Source organism: Natrinema gelatinilyticum (genome assembly GCF_024266705.1).
In the GTDB taxonomy this organism is placed as follows: domain Archaea; phylum Halobacteriota; class Halobacteria; order Halobacteriales; family Natrialbaceae; genus Natrinema; species Natrinema gelatinilyticum.
This window is the reverse complement of record NZ_CP100757.1, coordinates 902,553-915,051: the sequence shown is the minus strand read 5'-3', so window position 1 is coordinate 915,051 and position 12,499 is coordinate 902,553. Positions and strand designations below refer to the sequence as shown.

The window sequence follows — 12,499 nt, the reverse complement described above, 5'->3', positions numbered from 1 at the left end:
AGCAACTCTCGATTCCAGATATGAGCAATTACTTCTAATGACTGTTATGGAGACAATAGAGGACAACCAATAGGTCGAAGACGGAGTCATGACAATCGATACTGCACGTTGGACAAACCGGGTTCTTTCTCAAGGCGTTCTTTGAGCCGACAAAGTCCTTCGCACCGATTGAATCATCGGTCACCAGCAAGAAATAGTACTATCTCTGTTTGTTAGCCTTCCTGAGCATGTCGTAGAATTCCTCACGAGGTGTTGTTCTCACCGACGGTGTCAGGAATTAGTCGCTCAGTAGGTGTGCAAACAGAGCAGAGAGCTGATGCTATCCGTCGCGTAATTCCGAAGCGTGACTGAGGAGGTGAGTCTATCCCTTGATTTCGAATTCCGGATTCCAAACAACTTCCCAGAGGTGGGCGTCCGGGTCTTTAAAGTGTCCTGAATACCCGCCCCAGACGCGGTCGCGGGGCGAGTCGGTAATCTCCGCTCCTGCTTGTTCTGCTGTCATTATCACCGCATCGACGTCCTCTTTCGACGCAACGTTGTGGCCGAGGGTGAACTCCGCAGAACTCGTTACCGTTCCAGCAACGTTCGCGTCTTCCGCGATCTGATCTTTTGGATAGAGTGCGAGCTGTAAGCCATTGTTCAATGGAAGGAAAGCAACGTCGCCACCTTCGAATTCAGCCCCGACGATACCCTCCGTCGGCCAGCCCAACCCATCACGATAAAAGGCGAGTGATTCTTCCAGGTTGCCGACCCCCAATGTAATAACGGTGATCCGTGGGTCCATGACCGGACTAGTACGGCGATATCCAAGAGTCGGTATTTCCCGACTGGTGTGAGAGCTGAAGCTAAAGCGTGGGTCTGATGAGGAAGATGTCTGGTTGAGTGAATGTGTTCAAAACCCCTCAGCCAGACGGTGTTCTTTCGGACTCGGACGTGAAAGATTTAGCGGAAGACGTCATCTGCCAGCTCCCTTTGCCAGGGATCGAGGGCTCGCCCCTCGATCCCGGCGATATCTGGGCTGTCGTGGTTCTTGCAGCAGTGAACCAGACCTCCATCTGGGAGACGTGCAAGGACAACGACAACGCTGCCTGTGACGATACTGTCATGGACTGGCTACATACGCTCAACCGAGAGTGGCTTGAGCGGGTTGCTAACCGCCTTCTCAAGGAGTTGGCGATGACGATCCTCGACCCTGATCGGTCGAGGATCGTCTCCATTGACTTCGTCGATAACCCCTACCACGGAACGTACGCCGATGAAGAAGGTGAACTCTGCCGCATGCACGCAAAAGACGGAACAACGACGTGCCACCGGTACTGCACGGCGTATCTCGTCTCGAACGGAAAGCCAGTGACATTGGCGATGACGTACGTCCGTAGTGATGAGAAAGAGGCCGACGCGGTCGAGCGCGTCCTCGACCGCGTCGAAGCCTATCCCTTCGAGATAGAGTTGCTCTTGGCTGATCGTGGCTTCTACAACGAACGTATTCTGCGCCGCTCACGGGAGATTGCTGCGACTGTCGTTCCCGTCCAAAAGAAGGGCAAGCGCATGAGGAAGAAGCTGAATACGCACTGCTCGTACATGACGACCTATCGGATGTACAAAGGCCGCGAGCGGGAACTGGAATTCCCGCTCGCGGTCGCTGTGTCCTATCACGCTGGAAATCGAGGGAAAAGCGGAGAGGTTGTGCGAGGGTATGTGGCGTGCGATCTGGCCGATCGCACGCCCAAGCAGGTCGAACGACTCTATCGGAAACGATCGGCGATCGAGACGAGCTACCGTGTATTCCGCCAAGCGCGGGTAATAACAACGACACAGGATCCAGTCATCCGCTTTGCGTTCGTCTTGATTGGATTCTTGTTGGAGAACCTCTGGCTTGTGCTTCGATGGGCGGTCGTCGCCCGCCCACGATGGGGCGGGCGCGACCTGCCCGAGGAATTCACGTTCAAGACCTTCTCTGACTGGATCAGACACGCATTAGAGGAAGAGTTAGAGCGGAGGTGGGAGATTAAGATGAACGGCGTCGGTGTGCCAGAAACATACGCATCGGCCGCGGGCTGACGCCAGCCCGCGGCCTTGGGCGGGACCTGACGAGCAGCAGCATTCGCTTAGAACAGCGTATCCCAGCTTTCTCGGTTCGGTTCTCTCCATCTGTGGACTCTATTTCTCCTTCACTCAGCTATCACACTAGCGTTCACTCCGGTCATCGTGACTCAGCACAGCTCACGAAGCGACGCTCGGGAAGTACCGAGAGTATATCTGCGACGGCGCTAGTCGATTCCGGCAGTGAACAGTTCGTCTCCTGTACGTAGCGTTCCTCGGGCGGAGTTTGCCAACTGTTCTATCTGTACTTCCGAGGTTTAACGCCAGCAGGTGACTTTTGATTAGAGAGCGTCTCAGAAGTATGACGAACAACGTGACACGCAGTCAGGCCAAAGGACTACAGTTTCTCAATGCAGCATGTCATAGCATACGTCTCATCCCCTTTACCTCGCGATTATACAGCTTCCAATTCCCGTGCAACCCTCTGTGATTCGGCAGTCATGGGTGTTGCTCGACATCGAGCCCGTGAATACTGCTTCTTGGGAACCATTGTATGACACGCTCTTCCTGGGAAGTACCACGGGGGCACGCCCTGTGGCTTCACCGTTTTGGCGTCAAGTAGCCAACAGAGAAGCAACTGATCTCTTCGGTAGATGCCAAGAATAGATAGCACATAGTCAGCAAAGTGGTTGTTCTCCTATCAGATGTGTGGCCGATCGATACGTGCAGGTGAAAAACTTACTCAACAGTACCGATCGAAAAGCTACAATTTTGAAAATAGAGATAAAGCTAGAAGATAATTATACAATTCACTATAGATATATTAACTAACAATTAGAAAATAGCCGATACTAATCTATAATAGTACTCACTTCCTCGAATCGGTGTGGTTGCCATTAACTGGCAAGCAGGGAGCGATATGAGTGAGTCATCACAGCCATCACAAACAGGGGGTAAAAAGGGATCATCAACTTTCCCACGGGCAATCGTCCACAAGAAAATTCTCGATGTCGCAGAAGATGAGCCTGACGCGTCTATCGAAGAGCTGGCAGAGTTAGTAAATGGCGTATCGGCAGACCTAGTAGAACAAGTCCTTGAGGAATATGGTGATCCAGTAGCAGATTCACCAACTGAGGTGGAAGAGGAGTCTCCTTCCCAAACAACTGACGTAGTGACGGAAGGTAATCCATCAATCCAAGAAGGAGAATCGGACCAGGAAAATGAAATTGATTATGAGAAGATAACTGATAAACAGCAAGAAACTCTTCGCGCTATTCACAAAAATCCGGAAGCCACGCAAAAGGAACTTGCTGAGGATTTCGATATCAGTAGTTCGACAATTTGTCATCGGGTAAATAGTATCGATGGATTCGAGTGGAACGATCGTCATGAGTTTGTCAAGCAAATATTTGAAAACAAAAAATCACCAAAAGAAACAAAAATGTCAGCAAATCAGTCAAGTCCGGATCTCGCTCACGAAATTGATGAACTCCATCAGCGTATCCAGGGCATAGAGCAAAATCTAGAAAAGGAATCTCGATCACAAACCGCCTTTGATGATCCAGATCTCGTTCATAAGGTCGTCCATGCTTGCATGCACTCGGACCAGATATCCGAAGAAGAAGAATTGCGGATCCTGAAAGGGTTGGTTGGAAGTGAAAGGAATACTGAATAAACATGCACTTTGACAGATATCGGGTAGTTTAGGAAGTGTCTGCAAAATACAACGCGCGAATGCGACACAGTCCCTACAGCGGTTCAGCTGCCAAGTACCTAGATTCCTTCACTGAACGAACGCGATGCAACTGGCGTTGTGTCCGAGTGGCCGACGTTACATCTCTGTTCTGAGGGCGTCCGAAACTAGTCGAAACTCTGCTCGTCGAAGTAGATCGGATGCCGACGAGACGGCACATTCTAGCTCGTCAGCCACAGCCTCGATTCCTCCCGTTTGTGGCACCTCGTAGTATCCAGCCTTCCATGCGACCTCGATGGCTTCCCGCTGGCGATCAGTCAGTAGTCCGCCAATAGCTTTCGTGTACATCCCGACCTTTCGAACGTCAACAGTCACCGCCTCCAGGAGGGTGTCGAGTACTGCCTGGACGATCAAAGAGCGCGCGGGGTCCCTGAAGGAGACCCAGTTGTACCTATGGGGCGGTGAGTTCTGGGAGGAATCATACTATGTGGGGACGGCTGGCGACGTTTCGAGTAACACGATTGAGCAGTATCTTAATCGAACGGAACACGTTTAGCGGGGCTTACGACCTTCACCCTCGGGGTCAAGCCCCGAGGCACTCGGCCTGCTCCGCCTGTAGACACGTATCCTAATTCGATGTGATCGATGAATTCGTATACGTATTATTCAAGTAGATTGAACAAAAATCTTGTACACTTGAGCCTATTCTAAGATATGATACTTTAGAGTATCGTACTTCAGAGTATGATAACCAGAAATATTATTATCCGCCCAGCGGTATGGGACATATGGCCGATTTCGTGAATCGGACGGAGGAACTCGCCCGCCTCCAGGACCTCTACGATTCAGACGACGCTGAACTCGCGGTGATATTCGGACGTCGCCGCCTCGGGAAAACCGCGCTCGTCCGAGAATCGCTTCAGGAGTACGATGATGCCGTCGTATATCAGGCAAAGCAGAAAACGAGTGAGCTTCAACTCCGGCAGTTTATCGAGATGGCTGCAAAATCCTATCCCGGGGCGGGTCGGATTCGGGAAAACTGGGATGAGATTCTTGGGTATCTCGCTGAACAGGATGCGATCATTGTCCTTGACGAGTTCCCGTATCTCGTTGAGCAAGATGAGAGCCTTCCATCCGTGTTACAGGCGATGTTCGATCACGAACTTGATGATTCAGCTGTAACGTTTGTGCTTGTCGGGTCGTCAATCAGTGTGATGGAAGACGCGGCAATGCTCGGGAATAGTCCGCTCTACGGTCGCTCGTCATTGAAACTCGATATTAGACAACTTCCGTTCAACGCCGCGATGGAGTTCTTCGACGACTCATATACTGCGGATGAGCAGGTGCTCACGTGGGGGGTTTTCGGTGGGGTTCCGTACTATCTGGAAGAGGTTTCACCGGCCGCGACGCTCGCAGAGAATATTCTGCGGACGATCCTCTCCCGACATGGCACCCTCCACGATGAGCCCGACTACGTCCTCCGAATGGAACTCACCGAGCCGACTCGGTACTTTTCGATTCTAGAAGCCATCGCTGGTGGGAATACTAGCCGGAATGAGATCGCAGGAACAACCGGTATCGACTACAATCAATTATCGAAGTACCTCAACCGACTGTCTCGGTTGCGGCTCGTGGACCAGCACGTCCCAATCACGGAACAGAAAGAGCGGAGCAAGCGCAGTCGGTACCGCATTCGTGACCCGTTCTTCCGGTTCTGGTTTCACTTCGTGTATGGGACGGGTGAACAGTACGACGAATTGGGAGACGATGCCTACGAAGCGCTGATCGAACCGGAACTGGCTGACTTCGTAAGTCGGTCGTTTGAAGATCTCTGCTGTTCTGCACTTCGGGTGCTGTACCCGGACTACACGATTACAAACACTGGACAATGGTGGTACGGTGAGCACGAGATCGACGTTGTCGGTCTCACATCCGGAGAGACGCTGATTGTTGGCGAGTGCAAATTCCAGCAATCACCACTCGGATACGACGCGCTTTCGAACCTTCATACCCACGCTGACGAACTTCGATGGTCGCCACAAGATGGGAGCGACCGTGTTGTGGAGTATGCGCTCTTCTCACGAAGTGGCTTCAAGACGTCAGTTGAAGAGGCAGCTGCCCAACGAGATGATCTCCGTCTGTTCACCGTCACTGACGTTGTAAATGCGTTCTCAGCATCAGATCGGCCTAAACACACATGATGATCATGTCGTCTAGTAGTAGCCGACGATTTCCCACGAAATGACGATTTCTGTTGGCGAATTAGATATGAATACTATCATACGGCGACTCTCGACTCGCGGTGCGTCCGTGAGGCGTTCCCATAGCAAAGCAGACCTGCTTTCGAGGACAGAGCACACTCGGGAAAATTCGAACGTGGCAGTGCCCTGTAGGCCGTAGGCATATGTGACGGGTCGGTGTAGTCCGACGAGCATCATGGCAAATACATCTGACGCGCTGTTTCACCGGTCGACCGAGCTTGATGCGGAGTCACCGACGCTGGTCGAAGGGTTGCCAGGTCATGGGCTAGTTGCGTCGATCGCCGTCGATCAAATCACAGATCAGCTTGGACTCGAGGAGTACGGGTCGATTCGGTCCGATGCCTTTCCGCCTGTGGCGTCGTTCACAGACGGAATGATTCAAGATACAATACGTGTCTATGGTGGAACGGATCCGGACATTATGACGCTGCAGAGTGATGTCCCAATCCCGGAAGACGCGTTCACCGATTTGAGTCAGTGCGTTCTGAACGAACTCGTGGACGACTTCAGCCGGGCGATCTTCCTTGCTGGTGCGCCGGCCCAGTCCGAGGAACAGCAAGGCGATGTCGTCGGCGTTGCGACGACCGAGGCAGTGAAGACGGACCTCGAGGACGCCGGGGTTGAGTTAGCAGAGGACTCCGGTGCCGTGGGTGGTGTGACCGGTGCACTCATCGATGCCTGTTATCAGGCAGATATTCCAGCAGCATTGCTACTTGTCCGCGCAGACCCGCGTCTCCCGGATCCGGCTGCAGCTCAGTCCGTGATCGAGACGGCGCTTGAACCGCTCGTCGAGTTTGATATTGATACGACCGAGCTTCGCGAGCAGGCAGAGGAAATTCAGCGCCAGAAACAGCAGGTCGCACAACAGATACAACAGACACAGGGGCAACAGGAAGAACCCGTCCGAGGGATGTTCCGGTAGTGGGACAAATCACGCGATCTAGATTCAGATCGACGCGCACGAAGGATTGATTGCTGTTTCACCCGAATACGTGGCCGTGACAGTATCCGACGCTGGCTTTCACTCGCTCACCTCCGAAGTCCACGACCACTACCCGACGGTCGAGGGCTCCATCCCCAACTGGCTCTCTGGGACGCTGATTCGCAACGGCCCCGCTCGCTTCGAGGTCGGTGATCGCCGCGTCAACCACTGGTTCGACGGTCTAGCGATGCTCCGCCGCTACGCCTTCAACGACGGTTTGCTCCGCTACTCGAACCGGTTCCTCCGCACCGATGCCTACGCGGAGGCAATGGACGGTCGGCTGACCGGCCAGTTTGGCACCGACACACGTGGCTGGCGTCGTATCCTCGAGACCGTGACCTCTCTAGGAGTCCCCGATCCGACCGACAATGCGAACGTTCACGTCGCCCGCATCGACGGCGAATACGTCGCACTCACCGAGACCCCGCGCCGGGTCACCTTCGATCCCGAGACGCTCGAGACACGCGGGCGCTTTCGATTCCACGACGACCTGCCCGAACACATTACGACCGCGCATTTCGTCGACGACCCTCACCGGGACGAGTTGGTCGGCTTCGCCACGCAGTTCGGTCGGACACCACAGTATCACCTCTACCGTCTCCCGGCTGGGAGTCGCACGCGAGAGGGTATCGCCTCCATCGACGCGAATGGGCCGGCGTATATCCACGATTGCAGCGTCACCGCCAACCACGTTATCGTCGTGGAGTCGCCGCTCGTCCTGTCGGTGTTTCGGGCACTGAATCCGTTTACCGAGGGTGCAATCGACATGCTTGACTGGCAGCCAGAGCGCGACACACGCGTGCTCGTGGTCGATCGGAATACCGGCGACATTGTGGCCGATCCAACGTCCGAGCCGGCCTTCACCTTCCACCATGTCAACGCCTACGTCGACAATGAGACGATTGTCCTCGACCTCGTGGAGTTCCCGAACGGCGACATCGTCGACACCATGTCACTGTCTGAACTCGACGGCGGCAACTTCCCAGACGTGCCCGATGCCCACTTGATGCGGTACCGCATCAACCCCGACTCGAACACGGTCAGCCGGACGCGACTCTACGATGGCGCGATGGAGATGCCACGCATTGCCCGCTCAGTCGTCGGCCGACACCACCGCTATGCATACGGACAGGCGACCGACCGCACAGGGGCAAACGGACTTGTCAAAGTGGATTGTGAGACAGGCACCGCCAGGGAGTGGTGGAAGCAGTCGGTCTATATTGAGGAACCAATTCCCATCCAGCATCCTGATGCTGACAACGAAGACGAGGGGGTCGTGCTCGCGACGGCGCTGAACACCCAACGTGAGCGGACGGAACTCATGATCTTTGACGCAACGACGCTGGAGGTCCAGGCGCGGGCCGTTCTCCCACATGCGGAACCATTTGGTTTCCACGGCCGTTTCTTCCAGAACGTATGACATCCTCTACGGCCTGAAGGGCGCGATGTCCTCCGTGGAAGTCTCAGTGTAGTTTCAACCACGAACGTGTGAGTACATACCCAAGCATCCCACGCCTCAGACGAGGCCCGACGGCGTGCGTGCAACCCGGAGTACCCGCGAGGGGAATCGTGCCTCCGGTGGTGTCGGAGCGACCGACGTCACGCGAGAGGAGCCCCCGGCGTTCACGCCGGAGAGGATGTCATCGCTCCACCGAGAGATTCATTGGCGAGGTCAAGGACCGCGACGACACCGAGATATTCGAAGTCGCCGAAGACACCCGAGAGGATCGCCCCACAACGATCACAGAGCGACTCCTTGAAGAATTGTAGGTCGGCAGTCAAAGTTGCATATCGGCGGTCGTCACGTACTGTTGGGGAACAGGCTCCGATTCGACCAGCACCCTTTGGACAACCACGTCCCTTTATGGGGGTGACGCGTAACGATGATTCAGTGGTGCATGAGGGTATGAGACACGGGACACGTGATCAGCAAGAGGGTGCTTCGTCGGACCACTACATTACGTCGGAGGAGCATCTGCCCGACGAGGAGTGTACAGAGACGACGCTGCAGATCACCGACGCCAAGACCAAGCGAATCTTCGAGGCACACGTCCGAATCGCTCACGAACCCGACGCGCTGACGAACCCACAGCGACTGACGGTCGTAACCGGACCACACGAGACCGTCAGCAAGGAGTGGTACGTCGAACTTCTAGACGAGATCGACGCAGCGGGGATCAACGAGGACCTCCTGCGGCGACTCGCACGCGAGCAGGAAACGACCTCGAACATCGTTAACACCCGATCCGACGACCTCAAGGTGGTGCTCACCTACCTCGTCGAAGTGGGACAGTACGAGTCGACCGCCGAGGCGCTCCGCGAACTCGCCTTCGAGCGACTCGCGGAGGAGCACCCCGGGCTACTGGAGACATACGACGCTGTTCGCACCGATTTCAAGGTAGATCCGCTCCGGCGTGCGCTGATGGACCAGCAGTGAATCATGGTAGCCGATTCGTTTCGCGACTATCTCCAACTGTTAGCCGATGTCGACGCACTCGTCACGTTCGAGGAGCCGGTGTCGTGGGACCTCGAGGCGAGCGCGATCACGATGCTCGCCAACTGGACCGACGGCGAGGTTCCCCAGTTCGAGTCGGTCGGGGCAACCGACGTCGACGCAGCGCTCGTCGGTGATCCGTACCGCGGCCCACGGCGGCGGCCGTGGGATCACCTCGCGCAGTCGTTCGGGTTATCGGCGGGCCTGTCCGGGGCCGCCTACTACGACGCGATTGTCGACCGCCTTCGCTCGCCCTGCGAGCCACGGCACCTCGAGTCCGAGCGCGCACCCTGCAAGGACGTCGTTCATACCGGCGCCGATGTCGACCTCCTGTCGTTCCCTTGGCCCTACGTACATCGAAGCGACGGCGGGCGGTATTCGAACCTGCACACCATCATCGCGCCGGACCCAGAGACGGAGTGGGGCCAGTGGTCGAGCCACCGGATGATGTTCCACGATGATGCGCTCGCCAGCCTGTTGTTTCTAGCAGGTGAACAGGTCCCGAATCGGTATTATTACGAGTACGAACCCCGCGGCGAGCCGATGCCGGTGGCCGCTGTCGTCGGGGCGGAACCGGCCGTCCAATGCAGCACCGAGATGTGGATTCCGACGGGGCGGAGCGAAGCGACCTTCGCTGGCGGCCTGAAAGCCGACGCCGTCGACCTCGTCCCCTGCGAGACGAACGACCTGTACGTTCCGGCGACGGCAGAACTGGTCATCGAGGGCCACGTCCTCCCGAACGAACGCCTCGACGAGGGTCCGTTCGGCGATTATTTCGGCTACATGAACGGCCCGCGGCGGTCGATGCCCGTGTTCGCGGTCGACGCGATCACCCACCGAACTGAGCCACGGGTGCCGTTTTGCGTCGAGGGAACTGGTGTCGGTTACGGCCAGAACTCGAGCAGCACGCTCCAGACCGCCGCTGCCGGCCCCGACGCGACGCTGGGGCTGCAGGCAGCCGGCTTCGACGTCGACGCCGCCGCCCCGTGGCGGTTTACCTCCCGGACCGTCTGGGTAATCGCGACGGAACGGTCGTATCCCGGCTATCTCCACGAACTGGCGAACTTCGTCTTTACCACCTGGGGCATGCTCCACATCGATTTCTTCGTGTTCGTAGATACGACGGTCGACACACACGATCCGCGGGCCATCCTGACGGCGATCGCGTTGAACGCCGACCCAGACACGGACTTTCACCAGTTCGGCGTAGAGCGAATGCCGAAGGTTCCGCTCAACATCTACCAGACACCCGACGAGAAGGGCAGCGCCGACGTCGGCACCTCGAAAGCCAAGACCGCGAAGGTCTACATCGATGCGACCAGCGATCGACCAGCGGAAGACGATACCGATACCAACGCCGAGGCGCTGCGCGCACGTGCACAGCGAATTCTCGTCGACGCGGGCGTCTCGCCGGAACCGTTCGATCTCCTCGAACAGCGCGAGCAACAGGGTGGTGAGCTACCATGATACCCATCGCACAGTATCTCCGTGGCCTGGATGGCGACGGCGACCTGCTGACCCTCACGGACGACGAATTCGACGACGTTCCACCCGATGTCGTCGCGGCCGAAGCACTCCGCGCGAGTGGGCCGGCGATCCGATACAATCGGGCCGACGGCGTCGACCTCGCGAGCGGTGCGTTCAGCGGCCCCGACAGGATGCAGCGGCGGGATGCACAGCCGTGGTCGCGGCTGGCGCTCGGGCTCGGTCTGGATCCCGACGAGCCGTTCGTCTCCATGCTCGAGACGATCACGGGCCTCGGGCCGGCCGGCGCGACCGACGGCCCGACGTACGACCGGCAGGCCGCGTCGCAGACCCTCGACAGTGTGCAGTCGCTGGCGTTGCCACAGGGTGCTGACGACGTCTGGCCCGCGCTGACGCTGGGTGTCGCATCGATAGCGACCGCCGATGGGACACATTGGGCGCCGATCCAGGGCTCGGTCGTCGGCGAGGAGACGCTCAGAGTCCGGACGCCCGAAGCCCTGGCCAGGCTCGGAGACGGCGACGAGCCGATTTCGATCGCTCTCGGCGTGCCGCCCGCCGCCATTACGGCCGCCTACTTGCTCGCCGTGACCGACGGTCTCGCGGTACCGGTTCAGGCCTGTGGCGTCGCCGACAACGTCCCGCTCGTCCCCACGAACGGTGGCCTCGTGCCGAGCGCAACGGAGGTGGTCATCGAGACGACTGTCGCCGATCGCCATCCCGACTTCCAGTCGGACCGGCGCGAGGCGTGGGAATACTGCCTCGAGAGCACGCCACTGGCGCTGTCCGTCGAGCGGGTGCTCGCGACCGACGAGCCGGTGGTTCCGTTCTCGCCCGTCGGTCGACCGCTGTCGGACGATCTCCAGCTGACGGCCGTGACGGCGGCGGCGACGCTATCCCACCGCGTCAACAACTACTGGGGGATCTCGCCCGTCGAGTGGGTCCTCCTGCCGGCTGAAGCCGAACTCGGCATCTGTGTCGTCGCCACCGACGTGCTCTATGCCGGCTTCGAGTGGCAGCTCGCGAACATTCTCTTTACGTTCTCGTCGCTGTTCGATACCGTCATCATCGTCGACGAAGACGTCGCACCGACGGATTTCGGCCGTGTACTCGGGGACATCTGGGTGAAAGCACACCCCTCGCGAGACTGGATCTTCAGCGACGCGTCCGCGCCGGCAGCCCGACGGCCCCGGTACCGACGGGACGGGCAGACCGGTTCCCGGTTGTACGTCAATGCGGCTTGGGATCCTCGCTGGGAGGACTCCTATATAGCGCCGCGGGTCACGTTCGAAACGTCGTTTCCGCCAGCCGTTCGTGAGACCGCACGAACGGCGTGGCGGACACGCAGCGATGACAACCCAAATCGAGACGATCACGGCGGACAGTGAATGACAGCACCCATAACACTATCTAAATTAAACATGTATTTTATATTGAATTCCGTAAACAGTCTGTTTACGCAGCACTGCAACGGGTAGAACGAAATTATTCCGAGAACACATACAATATTCATCTGTTTATCCTGCAGAATTTACCAGTGGCAT

10 protein-coding genes and 1 pseudogene are annotated in these 12,499 nt (G+C 57.2%); 9 read left to right on the top strand and 2 right to left on the bottom strand.

All coding sequences use genetic code 11. The features are described 5' to 3' along the window. Positions 1-361: 361 nt before the first annotated feature. Complete coding sequence (locus tag NJU76_RS22385; RefSeq protein ID WP_254532680.1) at positions 362-784, bottom strand: VOC family protein; 423 nt, start codon at positions 782-784, stop codon at positions 362-364. Positions 785-888: 104 nt separating this feature from the next. On the opposite strand from NJU76_RS22385, the gene NJU76_RS22380 reads away from it, so the two are divergent. Further along, positions 889-2,061 (top strand): ISH3 family transposase, encoded by a 1,173-nt coding sequence (locus tag NJU76_RS22380; RefSeq protein WP_254532181.1) that lies wholly within the window; start codon positions 889-891, stop codon positions 2,059-2,061. Between the two features lie 868 nt (positions 2,062-2,929). Then, positions 2,930-3,718 (top strand): winged helix-turn-helix transcriptional regulator, encoded by a 789-nt coding sequence (locus NJU76_RS22375; RefSeq protein ID WP_254532679.1) that lies wholly within the window; start codon positions 2,930-2,932, stop codon positions 3,716-3,718. Between the two features lie 156 nt (positions 3,719-3,874). Here the strand turns inward: NJU76_RS22375 and NJU76_RS22370 are convergent, their stop codons facing one another. Beyond that, on the bottom strand, positions 3,875-4,150 hold the full coding sequence (locus tag NJU76_RS22370; protein WP_254532678.1) for a helix-turn-helix domain-containing protein: 276 nt from the start codon (positions 4,148-4,150) through the stop codon (positions 3,875-3,877). A 34-nt stretch (positions 4,151-4,184) separates the two neighbouring features. On the opposite strand from NJU76_RS22370, the pseudogene NJU76_RS22365 reads away from it, so the two are divergent. The 7 genes and pseudogenes from NJU76_RS22365 to NJU76_RS22335 all read left to right on the top strand — a co-directional run. Next, positions 4,185-4,292 (top strand): annotated as a pseudogene (locus NJU76_RS22365) (transposase); the annotation flags it as partial. A 232-nt stretch (positions 4,293-4,524) separates the two neighbouring features. Further along, the gene (locus tag NJU76_RS22360) at positions 4,525-5,937 is read left to right on the top strand and encodes an ATP-binding protein (protein WP_254532677.1); all 1,413 of its coding nucleotides are present in this window, start codon (positions 4,525-4,527) and stop codon (positions 5,935-5,937) included. A gap of 235 nt (positions 5,938-6,172) precedes the next feature. Beyond that, positions 6,173-6,919, top strand: coding sequence for a proteasome assembly chaperone family protein (locus NJU76_RS22355; protein WP_254532676.1), 747 nt, complete (start codon positions 6,173-6,175; stop codon positions 6,917-6,919). A gap of 76 nt (positions 6,920-6,995) precedes the next feature. Then, positions 6,996-8,399: a carotenoid oxygenase family protein gene (locus NJU76_RS22350; protein ID WP_254532675.1), complete on the top strand. Its 1,404-nt coding sequence runs from the start codon at positions 6,996-6,998 to the stop codon at positions 8,397-8,399. 486 nt (positions 8,400-8,885) lie between these two features. Beyond that, positions 8,886-9,416 carry a ubiD operon protein gene (locus NJU76_RS22345; protein ID WP_254532674.1) on the top strand — a complete coding sequence of 177 codons (531 nt, stop codon included), beginning with the start codon at positions 8,886-8,888 and terminating at the stop codon, positions 9,414-9,416. A 3-nt stretch (positions 9,417-9,419) separates the two neighbouring features. Continuing rightward, positions 9,420-10,940 carry a UbiD family decarboxylase gene (locus NJU76_RS22340; protein WP_254532673.1) on the top strand — a complete coding sequence of 507 codons (1,521 nt, stop codon included), beginning with the start codon at positions 9,420-9,422 and terminating at the stop codon, positions 10,938-10,940. Next, entirely contained in the window at positions 10,937-12,343 is a 1,407-nt protein-coding gene (locus NJU76_RS22335) for a UbiD family decarboxylase (protein ID WP_254532672.1), read from the top strand. Before NJU76_RS22340 ends, NJU76_RS22335 begins: the two co-directional genes overlap by 4 nt. The last annotated feature ends 156 nt before the right edge of the window (positions 12,344-12,499 follow it).